The 18321-nt window shown below is 68.2% G+C and carries 15 protein-coding genes and 3 tRNA genes; 3 read left to right on the top strand and 15 right to left on the bottom strand.

Annotated elements, in window-relative coordinates:
* Nucleotides 1–4 precede the first annotated feature (4 nt).
* The 4 genes from ODI_RS16980 to ODI_RS16965 are packed head-to-tail and all read right to left on the bottom strand — an operon-like array spanning nucleotide 5 to nucleotide 3681.
* Nucleotides 5–1195, bottom strand: coding sequence for an ABC transporter substrate-binding protein (locus ODI_RS16980; protein ID WP_067750117.1), 1191 nt, complete (start codon nucleotides 1193–1195; stop codon nucleotides 5–7).
* A complete protein-coding gene (locus tag ODI_RS16975) occupies nucleotides 1167–2006 on the bottom strand; it encodes an ABC transporter ATP-binding protein (RefSeq protein ID WP_408635846.1) in 840 nt (279 codons plus the stop codon). The genes ODI_RS16980 and ODI_RS16975 overlap by 29 nt, the downstream gene beginning before the upstream one ends.
* Entirely contained in the window at nucleotides 2003–3142 is a 1140-nt protein-coding gene (locus tag ODI_RS16970) for an acyl-CoA dehydrogenase family protein (protein ID WP_067750118.1), read from the bottom strand. The genes ODI_RS16975 and ODI_RS16970 overlap by 4 nt, the downstream gene beginning before the upstream one ends.
* Nucleotides 3124–3681 carry a carboxymuconolactone decarboxylase family protein gene (locus ODI_RS16965; RefSeq protein WP_067750119.1) on the bottom strand — a complete coding sequence of 186 codons (558 nt, stop codon included), beginning with the start codon at nucleotides 3679–3681 and terminating at the stop codon, nucleotides 3124–3126. The genes ODI_RS16970 and ODI_RS16965 overlap by 19 nt, the downstream gene beginning before the upstream one ends.
* Nucleotides 3682–3838: 157 nt before the next feature.
* Here ODI_RS16965 and ODI_RS16960 point away from each other — a divergent pair, with 157 nt between their 5' ends.
* Entirely contained in the window at nucleotides 3839–4738 is a 900-nt protein-coding gene (locus tag ODI_RS16960) for an AraC family transcriptional regulator (protein WP_162292302.1), read from the top strand.
* 98 nt (nucleotides 4739–4836) lie between these two features.
* Nucleotides 4837–5898, top strand: coding sequence for an alpha/beta hydrolase (locus tag ODI_RS16955; RefSeq protein ID WP_197707104.1), 1062 nt, complete (start codon nucleotides 4837–4839; stop codon nucleotides 5896–5898).
* 150 nt (nucleotides 5899–6048) lie between these two features.
* Here the strand turns inward: ODI_RS16955 and ODI_RS16950 are convergent, their stop codons facing one another.
* The 11 genes from ODI_RS16950 to ODI_RS16900 form a co-directional block, all read right to left on the bottom strand.
* Complete coding sequence (locus ODI_RS16950; protein ID WP_067750124.1) at nucleotides 6049–6354, bottom strand: hypothetical protein; 306 nt, start codon at nucleotides 6352–6354, stop codon at nucleotides 6049–6051.
* A complete protein-coding gene (locus ODI_RS16945; protein ID WP_067750126.1) occupies nucleotides 6354–7589 on the bottom strand; it encodes an acetate/propionate family kinase in 1236 nt (411 codons plus the stop codon). The genes ODI_RS16950 and ODI_RS16945 overlap by 1 nt, the downstream gene beginning before the upstream one ends.
* Nucleotides 7586–9016, bottom strand: coding sequence for a bifunctional enoyl-CoA hydratase/phosphate acetyltransferase (locus tag ODI_RS16940; RefSeq protein ID WP_067750128.1), 1431 nt, complete (start codon nucleotides 9014–9016; stop codon nucleotides 7586–7588). The genes ODI_RS16945 and ODI_RS16940 overlap by 4 nt, the downstream gene beginning before the upstream one ends.
* A gap of 221 nt (nucleotides 9017–9237) precedes the next feature.
* Nucleotides 9238–11607, bottom strand: a complete 2370-nt coding sequence (locus ODI_RS16935) for a catalase (RefSeq protein ID WP_067750130.1) — start codon at nucleotides 11605–11607, stop codon at nucleotides 9238–9240.
* Between the two features lie 170 nt (nucleotides 11608–11777).
* Complete coding sequence (locus tag ODI_RS22355) at nucleotides 11778–12365, bottom strand: class I SAM-dependent methyltransferase (RefSeq protein WP_082985163.1); 588 nt, start codon at nucleotides 12363–12365, stop codon at nucleotides 11778–11780.
* Nucleotides 12366–12785: 420 nt separating this feature from the next.
* Nucleotides 12786–12862: transfer RNA gene (locus ODI_RS16925), tRNA-Asp, on the bottom strand.
* Nucleotides 12863–12911: 49 nt separating this feature from the next.
* Nucleotides 12912–12987: transfer RNA gene (locus ODI_RS16920), tRNA-Glu, on the bottom strand.
* Nucleotides 12988–13091: 104 nt separating this feature from the next.
* Nucleotides 13092–13167 (bottom strand) — tRNA-Ala (locus ODI_RS16915).
* Nucleotides 13168–13379: 212 nt separating this feature from the next.
* Nucleotides 13380–14507, bottom strand: a complete 1128-nt coding sequence (locus ODI_RS16910) for an ABC transporter substrate-binding protein (RefSeq protein ID WP_331716302.1) — start codon at nucleotides 14505–14507, stop codon at nucleotides 13380–13382.
* Nucleotides 14508–14515: 8 nt separating this feature from the next.
* On the bottom strand, nucleotides 14516–15952 hold the full coding sequence (locus ODI_RS16905; RefSeq protein WP_067756974.1) for a sensor histidine kinase: 1437 nt from the start codon (nucleotides 15950–15952) through the stop codon (nucleotides 14516–14518).
* Nucleotides 15953–15956: 4 nt separating this feature from the next.
* On the bottom strand, nucleotides 15957–16673 hold the full coding sequence (locus ODI_RS16900; RefSeq protein WP_067756950.1) for a response regulator transcription factor: 717 nt from the start codon (nucleotides 16671–16673) through the stop codon (nucleotides 15957–15959).
* Between the two features lie 298 nt (nucleotides 16674–16971).
* On the opposite strand from ODI_RS16900, the gene ODI_RS16895 reads away from it, so the two are divergent.
* On the top strand, nucleotides 16972–18306 hold the full coding sequence (locus tag ODI_RS16895) for a CitMHS family transporter (RefSeq protein WP_067756953.1): 1335 nt from the start codon (nucleotides 16972–16974) through the stop codon (nucleotides 18304–18306).
* The last annotated feature ends 15 nt before the right edge of the window (nucleotides 18307–18321 follow it).

Genomic DNA, 18321 nt, shown 5'->3' with positions numbered 1-18321 from the left:
AGGCTCAGGCGCGGATGGTTTCCAGCCGCGTATAGGAGTTCGCGACGCCGAAGCGCGTCAAGCCGCCCACGCGTTCGATGGCCCGCTTCACGTAACGGTCATCCACCAGGTCGCCTGCCGCGAACGTGGGGTCGAGATCGCGCAGGAAGCCCCGATCCGCCTCGATCACGGTGTCCTTCAGCTTCCTGACCAGTTCTTCCGTATAGCTGGGGTAGGGATAGGGCTGGAAGTCGATGCGCTTTTCATCCCAGGCGGGGTGCTGGATGATGCCCGAGGCGATGTAGGCGTCGCGATCCTTCGGGGAGGGATTCAGCACCTTGTTGAGCGCCTCGAGCGAGTGCGGGGTATAGCGGTGTATCCCTTCCTTGGAAAGCAATTGCGCTGTCTCGGCGCGATGGTCGCGCGTCCACAATTGCGCGCGCACGATGGCGTCCACGACCCCCTGCGACCATTGCGGCCGCTGCTGCAAGTCGCGTTCGTGCATGAAGACCACACAGCAGGCATGATCGCGCCAGACATCGCCGGTGAAGCGCAGCACCTTGCCCACGCCCAGTGTTTCCGCGAGGGCATTGAAGGGCTCGGCCACGATGTAGCCGGCGATCTGGCGCGACGCGATGGCGGGAGGCATGTCCGAGGGCGCCATCACCACCAGATTGACCTCGTTGGCGGCGAGCCCGCCTTGCTTGCGTGATACCGGTGTCAGGCCGTTCTCGCGCAGCAGATGCTGCAGCACCACGTTGTGGATCGAATACCAGAACGGGATGGCGACGGTCTTGCCGCCCAACTCCGCCACGCTGTTGATGTCCAGCGCGGTGGTGAGGCCCGAGCCGCTCATGTGGTTCCAGGCGACCACCTTGGCCGGCACCTTGCTGCCGTAGCGCGCCCAGACCGTCATGGGGCTGAGCAGGTGCACCACGTTGACCTGGCCCGAGATGAAGGCTTCGATGATCTGGGCCCAACTGCGCAGCAGCGTGGGCTTCTCGGCCTTGATGCCGGCTTCCTCGAAATAGCCGTTGTGGTGTGCGACCAGCAGCGGCGTTGCGTCGGTGATGGGCAGGTAGCCGATGCGCAGGGGCGCATCGGATTCCGCCTGGGCGCGCGCCTGGAAGGCGGACAGGAGCGGCAGGGCACCGCCCGCGGTCAGGAGCGACGAAAGCTTGAGCCATTCACGGCGAGACAGGGGAGGCAGCGACATGGGAACGTCCTTTGAGAGGAAGGGGAGGGGCATGGCCGCGTGCCGGCAGGCAGGCGCGCAGGGTCTGGAGGATGTCGATGCGCAAGGCGCCCAGTTCCGCGACGTGATCATCGCGTGGTGGGGGAACAGTCACCTTCCAGGTGCCTGCCTCGCGCGCGGGCGAGCCGCCCAGCAGGACGATGCGATCGGCCACCAGCAAGGCTTCGTCGATGTCGTGGGTGACCAGCACCGCGGCGGTGCCCAGGTCCGTGTTCACCCGGCGCAACAGGGTCTGCATGTCCGCGCGCGTGACCTCGTCCAGCGCGCCGAAAGGTTCGTCCAGGAACAGCACGTCGGGCTGGCGAGCCAGGCAGCGGGCCAGCGCGGCGCGCTGTGCCATGCCGCCGGAAAGCTCGGCGGGATGCAGGCGTCGGGCGTGCGACAGTCCCACCGCCTCGATGGCGGCATGCACGCGCGCGCGCCGCGTCTCGCGGTCCAGACGAGGCTGGTGCCGGAAGTCCAGCCCGAAAGCCACGTTCTGCTCCAGGGACAGCCAAGGCAGCAGGCAGGGATCCTGGAAGGCGACGGCGAGTCGTGGATGCACGCCGTTCAGCGGCTGTCCGAGACGCGAGACCGAGCCCGTCGCCGGAGGTTGCAGGCCCGCCAGCACCCGCAACAGGCTGGACTTGCCCGCCCCGCTGGGGCCGAGCACCGCGACGATCTCGCCTGCGTGGATCGCAAGATCCAGGCCGTCGATGACCGTCCTCGCCCCATAGGCTACGCCCACGCCACGCGCCGATAGCAGCGCCTCGCCGTTGGCCACCGTGCTCACTGGACTACCTTCGTGCCTCGCACTCCGGGTTTCGCCCTTGGGACGGCCCGGCGGGCGCATGCCGCGTCCACGCCGTCCACGGCGCGCCGCTTGGCGATCTCGGTCTGGAGCTGGACCACGCTGGGCGTCACGATGGGCACGAAGGCCGCCTCGCGCCACCGGCGTGCGAAGCCTGGCCGTTTGCCGTTCAAATAGGCCGCGCCGCCATGCGCACGCAATTCCAGTTGCACGGCCTGGGCGGCCAGCTCGGCGAGGCTGATGCGGAGTTCGAAGAGCGCAGTGGGGGCCGTCCGGTAGCGGCCGTCGTGCACACCCTCGATCAACTGTTCCCGCAGCGTGGCCAGGCCGTGACTGGCCTGCGCCAGCGGCGCTTGCAAGGCATGTCGTGGGCCGGACGACGCCTGGGCCTCTTCCAGGGCGCGCTGCGCGAGGCCCAGCGCCAGCCCGCACTGCAGGCCGACGAACGCTGGCCGCACATGGGGAAGATAGATCGCGGCATTCTCGTGGATCAGCCACTCGGGCGGGACATCGACGTCCGTCAATGCCAGGGCGGCGGTGTTGCTGGATTGCAGGGCAATCAGGTCCAGGTCCGCGCTGCGGGACAGGCCGGGGGCGTCATGCGGCAGGGCGACGATGGCCGAGCCGCCGCGAGGCGTGGTCACGGCGCCGGCCACATGGAAGCCCTGGGGACGCAGGTTGGTCACCCAGGGCATGCGGCCGTCGAGCCGCCAGCGTCCATCCTGTTCCCGCGCGGTGATCTGCAGGGCCTCGATTCCGCACAGGAACTTCATGGCATTGGACAGGCCGGTGGCCCCTGCCGTCGCGCCCGTCAGCAGGCCCGGGAGCAGGCGTTCGCGCAGCGTGGCGTTCGGGCTCTGCAGCAGGTACTCGATGAAGGTGCGCTGGCTCCAGTACACGAACGCGGCTGCCAGGGAATGACGGGCAACCTCGGCGATCGCAAGGATGGCATCGCCGGTCCGGGAGCTGTCTCCCGCGCCCGGCACACCCAGGCGGAACAGGCCCGCCGCGCCCAGCGTCGGCACGATCGCCGATGGGTCATGCGTGCCGGCGTCGATGGCCTCGGCATGGGTGTCCAGCCAATCGGACAGTGTCGCGCTCAGGCGGGTATGCGCCATGCGTGCTCCTGCAGTTCGGGATTGAGGGGGGTGCGCGCCAGCACATTGGCGAAGTTGCAGATCGTGGCAAGCCCCAGGCCCACCACGACTTCCAGCGCCTGGGCCTGGGTGTGGCCCGCCGCGAGAAAGGCCTCGAAGGCGCTGTCATCCACGGCCCCCCGGGTGGCGATCACGTCGCGCGTGTATCGGGCCAGCGCCTCCAGCTTGGGGTCCGGCAGCGCGGCGCCTTCCCGCAGTGCCTCGACCAGCGCGGGGTCCAGCCTGGCCTTGTTCAGGCCCAGTGCCGTGTGCCCGGCCACGCAGAACGCGCAGCCATGCGTCGTGGCTGCCACCAGCTGCACGACTTCGCGCTGCGCCAGCGTGAGGCTGGCGCGCGCATTGATGGCCGACAGCGTCTGATAGGCCTCCAGGGCCACCGGTGCATGCGCCAGCACGGCCAGCAGGTTGGAGAGATAGCCCGCGCCCTGGCGGGCGGCCAGCAAGGCCGGACGCGTGGATTCGGGGGCGGTGTCGGGGTCGAGGAGGGGAAGGCGGGACATGGCGGGCACTCCTGGCGGGCGGGTCGATGAGGCCTTTGATTGTGCGCAGCGGCGCGAAGCCGGACAATGCGCGGCAGTCCCTCATTTATGCGCGTTCATATCCACCGTGAGTCATGACCACATAACCCGGATGCACGAGCCGTCAAGTGCGCCTGCCATGGCCGAAGCATTGCTGCTCTCCGGCCTGGATGTGCGCGCCAGCATCTTCCATATCGGGCAGTATTGCGGGCGCTGGGAAGCCAGCCTGAGCGGCAGGTTGCGCGCCGGTTTCCATATCGTCCTGCACGGCGACTGCTGGTTGCACACCCCGCAAGGCGAGGCCGTGGCCCTGCGGCCCGGGGATGCCGTCTTCTTCCTGCGCGACACGCCGCATGTCCTGTCTCCGCGTCCTGCGCCGCCCGATTTCTCCGCGCCGGTACAGCGGCGTGACATGACCCCGCTGGACAGCGCCATGCCGCAGGCCACGGGCCTCGTGTGCGGATTCCTGGATTTCCGCCCCGGCTTGAGCGGTCTATTGATCGAATCCCTGCCTTCGGCCATTCTGTTGCACGGCCAGGCACCCGGTCTGCAGGCTGCTCGCACGCTGGTCGATTTGCTGGTCGCAGAGATGGTGGGACGTCCCGGAGAGCCCTCCCCGCTGATAGAGCGGCTGGTGGAATTGCTGTTGTTCTATGCCCTGCGCCACCACGCCCGTTACGACACACAGGCGCACGGGCTGCTGGCGCTGGCGCGCGACCCGGGCATGGCAAGCCTGATCGGCGCCATGATCGCCGAGCCGCAGCTGGCCTGGACGGTGGACATGATGGCATCGCACGCGCACATGTCGCGGGCCAGCTTCCACCGCCGCTTCAGCCTGCTTGCAGCCACCACGCCCGCCCAGCTGCTGCTGTATGTGCGCATGCGCGCGGCGGTCGGCGCGCTGGCCGAGGGCATGAGCGTGGAGCAGGTGTGCGAGCGGGTCGGATATCAGTCCCCCGGCGCGTTTTCCCGCGCCTTCACGCGCGCGATGGGCTGCTCGCCGGCGGTGTGGCGCAAGGAGCGCGCAAGCCATGGCTGATGTACGCTCGGCACGTGTGCCGGTATTGGGGATGCGCGTTCATGGGTGAGGGGAAAGTGCAGGCCTTGGCTTGGAAAGGGGTATGTGCAGGCCTCTGCGTGTCGTTCCTCATGCTGCTGGCCGCTTGCTCGGCCACTTATCAGCCGCGCGGTGAGCCGACGCAGGCCGCCCTGATCGAAGGGCAGGCGCTGGTCGTCGAGGATGGCGCTCGCTTGCCCTTGCGGCAGTGGGTGCCCGCAGGCAAGCCCCGCGCTGTCGTCATCGCCCTGCACGGCATGAATGACTATTCGAATGCCTTCGATGCGCCTGCGCGTTACTGGCGAGAACAGGGTGTCGCCACCTATGCCTATGACCAGCGTGGCTTTGGCGCTTCCGCGCTGCCTGGCATCTGGCCGGGCGCGCAGACGCTGGTCGACGACCTGGACTCGGCGGTGCAGGCCATTGCCGCGCGGCACCCGGGCGTGCCCCTGTTCGTGCTGGGGGAAAGCATGGGCGGGGCGGTGGCCATCACTGCCGTGACCGCGCCCGCGATGCCGGGGCGTCCGCCCCTGGCGTCCCGCCTGCAAGGCGTCGTGCTGTCGGCCCCCGCCCTGTGGGGGCGGCAATCCATGAATCTTTTGTACCGCATGACGCTCTGGCTGGCCGTGCACACCGTGCCAAGCATGCACGTCACCCCGCCGCGCGGCTTGAAGATCGTGCCGTCGGACAACATCGACATGCTGCGCGGCCTTGGGCGGGACCCGCTGGTGCTCAAGCGCACGCGCATCGATGCGGTCTCGGGCCTGGTGGACTTGATGAGCCTGGCCGAGTCGCGCCTGACGGCCTTGCCGCCGGCGCTGCCGGTCCTGGTGTTGTACGGCGCCCACGAGCAGGTGCTGCATGCCGATTCCGTGGCCGAGGCCAGCGCCACCCTGACAGCGCTGGCCGAGCGGCAGCCCGTGCAACTCAAGCGCTATCCGCAGGGGTATCACATGCTGCTGCGCGATCTGTGCGCGCAGGCGGTCTGGCAGGATGTCGCTGCGTGGATGGCCGAGCCTGCGGCAGTGCGCCCGGTTGGGGAATGCCCGCCGCCCATCCTGCGGGTGGCGCCCGATGCGCCCCGGTCATCGGCCCTGCCGGCGCCCGCGCCTGCCGGTCCGGGCTCGGTCGTGCGCCACTAGCGTCCGCGTTCTCGACGCGTGGGTGGCCATCGCGGCAGGCGCGCGACGGATCGGAACATCGCTCTGGCCGGGGATGGGCTTTACAAGTATTGCCGGTACGAGCAGTTGATGCCTCCCGTATCGTTGCGCGGCGCCGGCCTTTCCGTGCCATCAGCGGCCGTGCTTGCCCCCGGCCAGGCCATCGTGGGTCCAGAAGAACGCCTTGTCCGGAAAGGATGCCGCGAAAGCCGCCGCCACTGTGTTCATCCGGGCGTCCGGTATCCAGTCATCGGACAGGTGGATGCTGCGTAGCGCGGGCAGCCGCGCAAGCCAGTCGGCAAGCTCGGCGTGGGAGAGGGCGCCATACAGCCGCGCGCCAAGATATATCTCTTCCACACCTCGCAATGCGGCCGCGTCGGGAAGCGCGCGCAGTGCTTCCTCGGACGAGACCACCAAGGTGTTGCCGTCGTTCGCCATCAGGCCGCGGCCCCGGCCAGGTCGACCTGCGCGGCGGCGTGCCGGGCGGCGATCCATTCCTCGTTGGTGGGTTCGACCGCCACCACGATGGGGCAGTCGGGCGTGCTGATGCAGGATGCGTTGCGGGCGTTGGCGGCTTCGTCCAGCGTCAGGCCAAGGAAGGACAGGCCATTGCACACCCTGCGGCGGATTTCCGCGCTGTGCTCGCCCACGCCGGCCGTGAAGGCCAGCATGTCCAGGCCGCCCAGCACCGCCACCAGCGCGCCGATTTCGCGCACGATGCGGCGGATATACAGATCCAGCGCCGCGCGCGCACGTTCGTCGGTGGCCTCGTGCTCCAGCAGCACGCGCGGCTCGGACGAGCGCCCCGACACGCCCAGCAGGCCGGATTCGTGGTACAGCGTGTGGCCGACTTCCTCCAGGCTGAGCTTCTCGATCTCCATCAGGTAGATCACCGCGCCGGGGTCCAGCGCGCCGCAGCGCGTGCCCATCATCAGCCCGTCCAGCGCCGAGAAACCCATGGTGGTGGCCACGCTGCGGCCCGCGTCGAGCGCGCAGAGGCTGGCGCCGCTGCCCAGGTGCGCCACGATGACGCGGCCATGGGCGTTTGCGCCATGCCGCTCGGGCAGTGCCACCGACTGGTATTCATACGACAGGCCGTGGAAGCCATAGCGCCGCAGGCCGCGTTCCCATGCCGCATAGGGCAGCGGCAGCATCTGTTCCACCTGGGGCAGCGTGTGGTGGAACGCGGTGTCGAAGCAGGCCACTTGCGGCAGGTCGGGCCGGGTTTCCAGTAGCACCTCGATGGCTTCCAGCGCGAAGGGCTGGTGCAGCGGGGCCAGGGGAATATAGGTCTTCAGGTCGGCCAGCACGTCGGCATCCACGCGCACCGGCGCGAAATACTTGCTGCCGCCGTGCACCACGCGGTGCGCGATGGCGCGCACGCGCCGGCCCGCCAGCCATGCCAGCGTGCGGCGGCGGATGTGCGCCAGCGCATCGTGATAGGGCTGCGAGGCATCAAGCGCCAGGGCTTCAGAGGAGGCTGCGGCCCCGGACTCGGCCGCGCCGAAAGTGGGCGATGGCCCGCCGATGCCCTGCACCTTGCCTTGCCACGCCGCCTTGCGAGGCAAGGCGGCATCCTGGCCGGGCGTGTCGAAGAGGGCGAACTTGATGCTGGACGAACCGCAGTTCAGCACCATGATGAAGTCGCCGGAGGATGTTGCGTGCTGCGTCATGGCGGGGCGTTCCGGAAGTGGTGGGCAAGCATGAGGGCGATGGCGCAGGAGGCCAGGCGGGATTCGCGCGAGTCGGCGCGGCTGGTCAGCACGATGGGCACGCGCGCGCCCAGCACGATGCCGGCGCTCGAGGCGTCACCCATGTATTCCAGCTGCTTGGCCAGCATGTTGCCGCTTTCGAGATCGGGCACGACCAGGATGTCGGCCAGGCCCGCCACCTCGGAAGCGATGCCCTTGATGCGGGCGGCCGACGGCGACACCGCGTTGTCGAAGGCCAGCGGGCCGTCCAGGCGGCCGCCGGTGATCTGGCCGCGGTCCGCCATCTTGCAGAGCGCCGCGGCATCCAGCGTGGCGGGCATGCTCGGGTTGACGGTTTCCACCGCAGCCAGGATGGCCACGCGCGGTTCGGCCACGCCGATCACGTGCGCCAGGTCGATGGCGTTGCGCACGATGTCGGCCTTGGTCTGCAGGTCGGGCGCGATGTTGATGGCGGCGTCGGTGATCAGGAAAGGCCGGGGATAGGCGGGCGTCTGCATCAGGAAGCAATGGCTGATGCGGCGTTTGGTGCGCAGCCCGGCCCCCGAGGGCACGACCGCGCCCATCAGCTCATCGGTGTGCAGCGCGCCCTTCATCAGCGCCTCGACCTCGCCGCGTCCGGCCATCTCCACCGCGCGCGCGGCGGCGGCATGGCTGTGCGGCGCTTCCTCGATCTCGGCGTCGCCCAGGTCCAGGCCGTTCTCCGCGGCGACGGATTCTATCTTTGCGCGCGGACCGACCAGCACCGGCACGATGAACCCGTTGCGGCCGGCGTCCAGCGCGGCGGTCAGGCTCAATGCATCGCAGGGATGAACCACCGCCATGCGCACGGGCGCCAGCGCGCCGACCTGCGACAGCAGGCGTTCCAGTCCCGCGTCCTCGGCATGCAAGCGGATCTCGGGCAGCGCCGAATGCGACACCTCGATGGCCTCGGTGGGGGCATGGACCTCCGCGACCCCCTCGATCACCGTCGCGCCCTGCTGGTTGACGCCAAGGCAGGCCAGCGTCACCACCTGCGCGTCGGTGTCCACCGCGGTCACGGTCACCGTGACCGTCAGCGTGTCGCCCACGCGCACGGCCTGCAGGAATCGCAGGGACTGGCTGCGATAGACCGTGCCGGGGCCGGGCAGCCGCGTGCCCAGCACGGCCGAGATCAGTGCGCCGCCCCACATGCCGTGGGCGGCCACGTCCTGGAAGCCCGACGCGCGGGCGAATTCCCGGTCGAGGTGGCGCGGGTTCACGTCGCCCGACAGGATGGCGAAAAGCTGGATGTCTTCGTAGTTCAGCGTGCGCTCGAGACTGGCGCTTTCGCCGACGGTGATTTCCGCCAGGGGGCGGTTGCGGGTGACCTGCAGGGCTTGGCTGACGGCGGAAAGCGAGGGAGATGTCATGCGTGGTGTTCCGGCTGCGGGAGGACCGCGCCCAGCCGGGCACGGCGGCAGCCGCGCCCGCCTGCGCGGAGGTCGGCGGGGAGGACGCCCGCGCCGGGAGCGGCGTGGGCGTGCGCACATCTTAGGGAGAAGACTGCACGCAAAGCTTGAGGCAGGTCAAGTGGGCCTGGTGGCCGCGGGCTTGCTCAGGCAGCCTCGCCGGTACGCATGACACGCGTGTGTCAGACGGCAGGCGGATCCGTCTCGCGCTCGGGATGGCGGTGCCTGGCCAGCGCGGACAGGAAGGCATCCGCGCCCGACCCGGCGTCCACCAGCAGCAGTCCGTCGTCCGGATTCGCCAGCGGGATGTCGGCGCGCTCCACCAGCGTGCGTCCGGCGCCCACGGCCATCATGGTCTTGCCGTGCCGATACTGGTCGCGCAGGAACTCCAGCGCGCGGCCGTCCGCGGCCAGCCTGTCCACGCCGATCTGTCCGTCAGGCACGATGACGCCGTCGAACAGCGCGCCGGGCGAGTTTTCCACGGAGGCATCGGCATCCAGGCGGGTCTTTCCGGTGTCCAGCGGCCCCACGCGCGGCCCCACCAGGCGGGCGATGGCGCCTGCCTTGGCCAGTGCCTTGGCCAGGGACTGCACGCCCGCGCCATCGACGCCCTCGTGCACCAGGATGGCGACCTGCCGCGTGCGCACGCCCGCCTTGCCGGGCCGGGCCGTCAGCGACAGGGCGGGTGAGTGTGTCGTTTCCGGTTCCGGGGACGTTTCCAGCGCACGCGGCATGGGATCGGGCAGCGGAATGCCCAGGCCTTTCGCGACCTTGCCCGCAAGGGCCTCGTCCACATTGCGGAGCATCGAGACCGTACGGACCCGGATGGCAGGCACCGTCACCTTGCTGAGCTCGAATCGGAAGGCATCGACGATGTGCCGCTGCTCGAACTCGGTCTGGCTGTTCCAGAACAGCGTGGCCTGGTTGTAGTGCTCGGCGAACTTCTCCGGTTTGCCGCGCAGCGTGTCGCCGGCCACGGGCTCGGGAAACGGCACGAAGCCCATCTTGCCGGACTGGAAGGGGCAGCCGCCGCCCAGCGAGTTGGGCTCATAGGCCACGCGGCCCCGGTTCAGCGTCTGGCGGTGCATGCCGTCGCGCTGGTTGTTGTGCACCGGCGCGAGCGGGGCATTGATGGGAAGCTCGTGGAAGTTGGGGCCGCCCAGCCGCGATATCTGTGTATCGACGTAGGAGTGGATGCGGCCGGCAAGCAGCGGGTCGTCGGTGAAGTCGATGCCGGGAATCACATGGGCGGCGCAGAAAGCCACCTGCTCCGTTTCGGCGAAGAAGTTGTCCGGATTGCGGTCCAGCACCAACCGTCCGACCGGACGCAAGGGCACGAGTTCTTCCGGGACGATCTTGGTGGCGTCCAGCACGTCGAAGCTGAAGCGTTCGGCGTCTTCATCGGTGAAGACCTGGACGGCCAGTTCCCATTCGGGATATTCGCCCGCCTCGATGGCTTCCCACAGGTCGCGGCGGTGGAAGTCGGGATCGGCGCCGGAGATCTTGACGGCTTCGTCCCAGACCAGCGAATGCGTGCCGGCCACCGGGCTCCAGTGGAACTTCACCAGCCGCGATTCGCCCTGTGCGTTGACGAAGCGGAACGTGTGCACGCCGAAGCCCTGCATCATGCGATAGCTGCGCGGAATGGCCCGGTCCGACATGGCCCACATCAGCATGTGCGTGGATTCCGGCATCAGCGACACGAAGTCCCAGAAGGTGTCGTGCGCCGAAGCGGCCTGCGGCATGCCGTGATGCGGCTCGGGCTTCACGGCATGGACCAGGTCCGGGAACTTCATCGCGTCCTGGATGAAGAAGACCGGAATGTTGTTGCCCACCAGGTCCCAGTTGCCTTGATCGGTATAGAACTTCACGGCGAAGCCGCGCACGTCGCGTGCCGTGTCTTTGGAGCCGCGCTCGCCAGCCACCGTCGAGAAGCGCACGAACACCGGTGTGCGCTTGCCTGCCTCGGCAAAGGGCGTGGCCGCGGTCAGGTCGGACAGCGACTCGTACGCCTCGAAATAACCATGTGCCGCCGAGCCTCGCGCATGCACGATGCGCTCGGGAATGCGCTCGTGGTCGAAATGCGTGATCTTCTCGCGCAGGATGAAGTCCTTCAGCAGCGCGGGACCGCGCAGCCCGGCTTTCAACGAACTCTGGTTGTCCGCCAGCGGCACGCCCTGGTTGGTGCTGAGCGGCTGGCCATCGTCGTCGGCGCGCACGCGTGACAGTCCTCCCTGCACCGCGTTCTCGCCGGCGCCGGGAGGCGCGCCGGTCTTCTCGTTGGCGTTGGTTTCGGACAGCGTGCTGGCATGCACGGACGCGTCCGCGGGCGCCTGATGATGGCCCGCGTGCGGACAGGAGGCGGCATCGCCATACTCCTGCGCTTTGTCGGGGTTGTGCGGGAACGCGCCCGCGGTCTGGTCCAGCGCCCGGGCCTGGGCGGCTGCCGGTTTGGCGCCGGGTGCTGGGCCCGACGGGGCGCTGTCGGTATTGAGCGGAGCCTGTTCGGCGGCGTGGGCAGGCTTGCCGTTGCGGGATTTTTTCGTAGCCATCTTGCATACCTCCAGAGAAGTGGGAGGCCCTTCGCGATGGCTGCCAGGCCTGTCATGTTCCGGGAGGAAGCGGCATCGCCTGTCGTGACGCGAAGAGCGGGAAGATCAGGGCGGATGCACCCGCCGGACTTGCGGGGGCGTCGAGGGCAGGCGGTGGCGCGCGTGCGATGTCACGGCACGCAGCGCCAGATCTGCAGCAGGAAATCGCCATCCTCCAGGCGCACCGTCTCGCGCAGGCGCGGGTCGTCGCCCAGGATGGCATGAATGGCACGGGTCTCCGCGCGGCGGCCGGGGAAGGCATGCAGGCCGTGGCAAGCCACCAGCTCGCTGCCCGGCGCCATGTGTTCGTGGCAGCGGGCGGCCAGCACGCGAGTGTCGTCCTCGCCCAGGTAATAGGCCATGTCGCACAGCACGATCAGTTGCACGGGCGAGGCGAGCGTGGGCCAGTCGCGCGGCAGGCGGCAGGGCAGGAAGCGCACGTTGGCGGCGTGATCGAGTTGCTCGCGCGCCTGGACCAGGGCGGACGTCGACATGTCGCAGGCCGTCACGTGGTCGCAGCGCGCGGCCAGCAGCGAGGTCATGCCGCCCGTGCCGCAACCCAGCTCCAGCGCCGAGTGGTAGCGGCGCCGGCCCAGCGACGCCATGACCATCGCGCGCCGCCGGCGTTCGAACCAGGCCGAGCGGATATCAGGCGTGTCCGTATCGAACGCGGCCAAGAGGTCGCCAGCCGTCGGCAGGGTGGGGGGAATCTGGAACATGGCAGGGTGCCTCGTCGGGGTGGGGGGGCTGAGCACCCGGGCGGGCGCGAGGCGCCGTGCCTTGGTCGGGGCGTGCCGGTCTCCATGGGGTGAGGGCCAGATGGCGGGCGCGGTCTGATCGCGCTTGCCCTGCCTGTCCAGCCTGAGCCTCATTGTGGGAACCGGGCGCTCCGTAAGCTGTGTCGAAATGACAGGCTTTATTGCAGGGGGACGGTCCCTGGATAAAGACGAGTCAGTGGCACGGAGGGGAAATGCCACAGGCCTTGCAATGCGCGGTTGCAAGCGCGAGCGGAAATGGAGAGAGTTGGGACTTTTGTTACCTGCGGGCCTCGCAGGCGTATTACCGCAAGAATGGCGATAACAATGGGGGATGAAAACGATAAGGCCCTGCAGCTTTCGCATGCAGGGCCTTGGAATTTTTGGCGGAGCGGACGGGGCTCGAACCCGCGACCCCCGGCGTGACAGGCCGGTATTCTAACCAACTGAACTACCGCTCCGCAGCGGTATGACTTACTTCTTACTGCAATAACACCCAGCGATAATGCTTGGCGTCCCCTAGGGGATTCGAACCCCTGTACTCACCGTGAAAGGGTGATGTCCTAGGCCTCTAGACGAAGGGGACAGGACCGTGCTGCGCTTACTGCCTTTTTACTGCTTCACTTTGTACTGCGTCACATTTTACTGCTGAACGACTTTACTGCATCTTCGCCAGCCACCAAGGTTTGTTGGTGGAGGTAAGCGGGATCGAACCGCTGACCTCTTGCATGCCATGCAAGCGCTCTCCCAGCTGAGCTATACCCCCGTTGGATGCGTCGTCAGTGAAGGTTTTGATTCCACCGATTTTTCATCTTCCAGCGATCTGTCGCGCACCCTTCAGAGCCCTGCTTTTTTCTGAAGTTTGCTGCGTCAGCAGCGAAGAAACGAGATTATGCACATGTTTTTCGGCTTGTGCAAGTCCATCGACAAAAAAAGTGAAAAAAGTTGGGGGCATCCATCGCTGTCCCATCCAACGGCCTATTCGCTTGCCGATTCAAGCGCGGCTGCCGGACGTCCGCAATCGAGACAAAGCGCCGCGTGCCAGGTCCGCAGGAAATAGGATTTCTTCAGCTCGTCCAGATAGACGAGCAGGCCGACGCCCAGGTCCACGGGCCGCAACGGTGCGCCGTCGGTGCTCGCGCCTGGCAGGGGGCGCACCGGCAGCATGGCCGATTCGCGCACGATGATGTGCTGGCCGCGGGCCGACAACAGATAGTCCAGGAACTTGGCGGCCAGGTCCGGTCGGCGGGCCTGCTTGGGGATGATTGCCGCGCGCGACACCACCAGCGTGTAGTCCTCGGGGCGAGCCACCGCCAGCGGCGCGCCGTCGGCGATGCGCCGCAACGCATAGGATTCCAGGACGTTGTACGCCAGCGAGATCTCGCCGCGCGCCAGCCTGTCCAGCGTTTCATCGGCAGAGGGATCCACCACCACCGCATTGGCGCCGAAAGCGGAAAGCAGCGTGCCCGCCATGCTGTCCAGGCGTGTGTCCTGGGTGGCGGCCAGGTAGCCGATGCCGCTGTGTTCGACATCGTAGGTGCCGATGCGCCCTTGCAGGGGCAGGGCGGGGTCGCGCAGCATGGCGAGCAGTTGCCGACGCGTGCGCGGCGCCTGTTCCGATGTCAGTGCTTGCGTGTTGTAGGCCATGACCATGGCCTCGGCGCCGATGCTGAATACCTCGTCGCGCCAGCGCGCCCAGCCAGGCAAGGCAAGCGTTTCCTGCGAGACATGCGGCTGGGCCAGTCCGTCGTTGGCCAGCTTGGCCTGGAGGTCCATGCTGCTGCTGATGACGACATCGGGCCCGTCCAGGCTGCCCGGCGTTGCCTCGGCGCGCGTGACGGCGGCGTCATACAGCACCTGGGTGGGCAACTCGGTATAGACGAGTCGGATGGTGGGGTACAAGGCGCTGAAATCGCGCAGGACGCCCAGGAAGACCTGCGTGTTGGTGGACGCATCCACCACCAGGACGTCGCGGGCATCGTCGGGGCCCAGCGTCAACACTTCGTAGTCCCTGGCGTGGGCAAGTGGGATCGCCAGCGTCATCGCCAGACCGAGCAAGGCTGCCGTGGCGCGACGCCTGAAGGCCTGGCAGGAAAGCATGCGCATGCCTGGGCTCATGTCGTCAGGCCCCCAGGCAATCGCACGCAGACGTCCAGGCCGCCGCCGGGGCGGTTGCTGAGGTCGATGCTGCCACCGTGGCTCCGCACCACGCGTTGCACGATGGCGAGCCCCAGGCCGGCCCCTTCGCTGCGCGCCTGCGGGCCGCGCACGAAGCGTTCGAAGATGGTGTGCGCCTGCGCGGCGGGAATGCCGGGGCCGTCGTCCGAGATCGTCACGCACCATTGGGCGCCGTCGCGCAACAGGCTGACGCGCACGCAGGGGGCGGCGCCGTCGCCGTGGCGCCTGCCGTGGCGCAGGGCATTGTCGATGAGGTTCTTGAAGGCCTCGCGCAGCATCAGGGCATCGCCTTGCAGCATGGGAGGCCCGTCGCTGGCGGCAGGCGCCTGCAGGCTCACGTCCGGCTGCGGGTCGGCCTGCGGCACGCTCTCGTGCAGGGCCTGGCGCAGGATGGCCAGGAGGTCCACGGCTTCATAGCGTTGCAGGCTGCTGCGGTGATTCACGCTGGCGTCGCTCAGCAGCTGGTTGACCAGCCGCGACAGCCTTTCCGCGTTGCGCAGCACGGCTTGCAGGCTGCGCCGTTGTTCGGCGGGGTCGTCCTCGTCCAGCGCCACCTGGACTTGCGCGCGCAGCGCGGCCAGGGGCGTGCGCAATTGATGCGCGGCCTCGGCGATGAAGAGCCGCAAGGTGTCCAGGTTGGTGGACAGGCGCGCCATGAAGCCGTCCAGCGTGCGCACCAGCTGTTCCAGTTCCACCGGCACCGGCGTGGCGATGGCCTGCAGTTCCGAGGCGTCGCGCGTGGCGAGTTCCCGCTCGATCCGCGCGACGGGCCGCAGGGACCGATACACGCCCCACCACACCAGCGCCAGCACGGCGGCGGTGAAAAGGATGAGCAGCACCGTCGCCCGCCACAGGATGTCTTCCGCCAGCGCGTCGCGCGCCTGCCGGGTCTGGCCGACTTCGACGATGGCGCCAGCAGAGGCCTCGGGGCCGGCCACCTGGCGGCGCAAGGCCATGAAGCGCACCATTTCGCCGCGGTAGGGCGCGTCGTAGACCTGCATGTCGCCATCGAGGCGAGGGCGGCTGGGTGGCGCAGGCAGGTCGGCATAGCCGGTGATGCGCTTGCCGTGGATGTCCGTCACCCGATAGAACACGCGGTCGCGCGGCGCCTGGGACAGCAGCGCCAGTGCGGCGTAAGGCATGTCCATCTGCCACTGGCCGCGCACCAGTTGCAGGCTGTCGCTCAGCGATAGGGCCGAGGCGCGCAGCAGGTAGTCGAAGGAGGTGTTGGCCGCCTGGTTGGCATACCCGCGCACCCCCCAGTACAGCGCGGCCATGCCGACCATGAAGAGCATCACGAGCGGCAGCAGCAGGCGTCGGCGGATGGAGGGGCCGGGCGGGCGCATGGCGATGGGCGCGGCAGCGGTGGCCATGGTGTCAGGAAAGCGGGGAGGGCGCTGCGTCGTGGCCGGCGCCTTCGCGGCCATCCTCGCGCAGCGACGCCAGGTAGCCGGACCCGCGCTGGGTCTCGATGCGCAGCGGGGTGCCCTCGAGTTTCCGGCGCAGCCTGCCGATGTAGACCTCGATGGCATTGGGACCGGCTTCGTCGTCGAAGCCGAAGAGCCGGCGGGAGATCTCGTCCTTGCTGACGACACGGCCCAGCGCGCCCACCAGGATTTCCAGCAGGCTGTATTCGCGGTTGGGCAGGTCCTGGCGCTTGCCATCGATGATGATCTGGCGCGCCGCGCCATCGATGGCGAGGTTGCCGAAGCGCTGGGTCTCGGTGGTCTGCCCGTTGGGACGGCGCATCAGCGCGCGGCAGCGGGCTTCCAGTTCGCGGAAATCGAAGGGCTTGGCGAGATAGTCGTCGGCGCCGATGTCCAGGGCATGCACGCGGTCTTCGATGTCGGCGCGCGCCGTCAGCATCAGCACGGGCGTGCGGTCGCCGCGCTCGCGCAGGCGACGCAGCAGGTCGATGCCGGAGAGCCGCGGCAAGCCGACATCCAGCACCACCAGGTCGAAGTGCTCGTACTCCAGGACGCTGCCCGCGGACAGGCCGTCGTGCTGCCAGTCGACCGCATGGCCAATGCGCCGCAGCCGGCGCACCAGGGCGTCGGCCAAGTCCTCGTCGTCTTCGATGACCAGTATGCGCATGCCGAAAATTGTCGCACAGCGCTTTGACTACTTCGTTGGCAGGGTCTTTTTCCCGCCGGGCCGCCCCAAGGGAAAAAGCGCCCCCTTGGGGGGCAGCAAGCCGAAGGCGCGGCGTGGGGGCTTTTTTCTCCGCCGGGCCGCCCCAAGGGAAAAAGCGCCCCCTTGGGGGGCAGCAAGCCGAAGGCGCGGCGTGGGGGCCCACATACGACAGGTGGGCGACAGGTTTCGTCCCTAATCTTGCCGGCGCTGCCGGTCTCCGGCCGGCACACAAGAACATAAACACTGGAGATACCCCCCCATGGTCCTGACCCTGCTCGGCTTCGGCATGGTGATCGCGTTCATGACGCTGATCATGATGAAACGCCTGTCGCCGCTTGTCGCCCTGGTGCTGGTGCCCATCATCTTCGCGCTGATCGGCGGTTTCCATGCCGGCATGGGCGACATGATGCTGGACGGCCTGCGCAAGATCGCGCCCACGGGCGTCATGCTGATGTTCGCCATCCTTTACTTCGGCGTGATGATCGACGCGGGCCTCTTCGACCCCATCGTCGGCCGCATCCTGCGCATCGTGAAGGGCGATCCGCTGCGTATCGTCGTGGGCACCACGGTGCTGGCCTTGATGATCTCCCTGGATGGCGATGGCTCGACCACCTACATGATCGTCGTGGCCTCGATGCTGCCGCTTTACCGCCGCCTGAAGATGAACGCGCTGAACATGACCTGTCTGGCCATGCTGTCGAGCGGCGTCATGAACCTGACGCCCTGGGGCGGTCCGACGGCCCGCGCCGCCAGCGCGCTGCACGTGGATCCGGCCGACGTGTTCGTGCCGCTGGTGCCCGCGATGGGCGCGAGCATCCTGGCCATCCTGGCGCTGTCGGTCTACCTGGGCCTGCGCGAACGCCGCCGACTGGGCAAGGTGACGCTGCCGGGCATGTCGGCCGGCAGCTACGACGAGGAAACCGTGCGCAACCTGCCGGCCATGGAGGTCGACGAGGAATTGCGCCGTCCCAAGCTGCTGTGGGTGAATGCCGGCCTGACGCTGGTCCTGATGATAAGCCTGGTGATGGGCGTGCTGCCCCTGCCGGTGCTCTTCATGATCGGCTTCGCCGTGGCGCTGCTGATCAACTACCCCGACCTGGCCGAACAGCGCCGCCGCGTGGCGCATCACGCCGGCAACGTGCTGTCGGTGGTTGCGCTGATCTTCGCCGCGGGCATCTTCACCGGCATCCTCTCGGGCACCGGTATGGTCGAGGCCATGTCGCGCAGCCTGCTGGCCATCATCCCGGATGCGATGGGGCCTTACCTGGCCGTCATCACCGCCGTGGTCAGCATGCCTTTCACGTTCTTCATGTCCAACGATGCCTTCTATTTCGGCGTGCTGCCCATCCTGAGCGAAGCCGCGCAGGGCTATGGCATCTCGCCCGTGGAAATGGCGCGCGCCTCGCTGATCGGCCAGCCCGTGCACCTGCTGAGCCCGCTGGTGCCCTCGACCTACCTGCTGGTCGGCATGGCCGCCGTGGATTTCGGCGATCACCAGCGCTTCACGCTCAAGTGGGCCGTGCTGGTCTGCCTGGTCATGATGTTCGCCGGCCTCGCCCTCTCGCTCTTCCCCCTCTATGGCGCCGCCGCCTGATCACTGCCTTCCAAG

It is taken from the genome of Orrella dioscoreae, assembly GCF_900089455.2.
In the GTDB taxonomy this organism is placed as follows: Bacteria; Pseudomonadota; Gammaproteobacteria; order Burkholderiales; family Burkholderiaceae_B; genus Orrella; species Orrella dioscoreae.
This window is presented reverse-complemented; position numbering and strand designations above follow the sequence as displayed.

Coding starts and splice junctions, on each gene's coding strand:
- ODI_RS22355 (WP_082985163.1), bottom strand. CDS start 12,365: ATGTTCCAGATTCCCCCCACCCTGCCGACGGCTGGCGACCTCTTGGCC.
- ODI_RS16905 (WP_067756974.1), bottom strand. CDS start 15,952: ATGGCCACCGCTGCCGCGCCCATCGCCATGCGCCCGCCCGGCCCCTCC.
- ODI_RS16910 (WP_331716302.1), bottom strand. CDS start 14,507: ATGCGCATGCTTTCCTGCCAGGCCTTCAGGCGTCGCGCCACGGCAGCC.
- ODI_RS16950 (WP_067750124.1), bottom strand. CDS start 6,354: ATGGCGAACGACGGCAACACCTTGGTGGTCTCGTCCGAGGAAGCACTG.
- ODI_RS16970 (WP_067750118.1), bottom strand. CDS start 3,142: ATGGCGCATACCCGCCTGAGCGCGACACTGTCCGATTGGCTGGACACC.
- ODI_RS16945 (WP_067750126.1), bottom strand. CDS start 7,589: ATGACGCAGCACGCAACATCCTCCGGCGACTTCATCATGGTGCTGAAC.
- ODI_RS16960 (WP_162292302.1), top strand. CDS start 3,839: ATGGCCGAAGCATTGCTGCTCTCCGGCCTGGATGTGCGCGCCAGCATC.
- ODI_RS16900 (WP_067756950.1), bottom strand. CDS start 16,673: ATGCGCATACTGGTCATCGAAGACGACGAGGACTTGGCCGACGCCCTG.
- ODI_RS16965 (WP_067750119.1), bottom strand. CDS start 3,681: ATGTCCCGCCTTCCCCTCCTCGACCCCGACACCGCCCCCGAATCCACG.
- ODI_RS16935 (WP_067750130.1), bottom strand. CDS start 11,607: ATGGCTACGAAAAAATCCCGCAACGGCAAGCCTGCCCACGCCGCCGAA.
- ODI_RS16980 (WP_067750117.1), bottom strand. CDS start 1,195: ATGTCGCTGCCTCCCCTGTCTCGCCGTGAATGGCTCAAGCTTTCGTCG.
- ODI_RS16895 (WP_067756953.1), top strand. CDS start 16,972: ATGGTCCTGACCCTGCTCGGCTTCGGCATGGTGATCGCGTTCATGACG.
- ODI_RS16940 (WP_067750128.1), bottom strand. CDS start 9,016: ATGACATCTCCCTCGCTTTCCGCCGTCAGCCAAGCCCTGCAGGTCACC.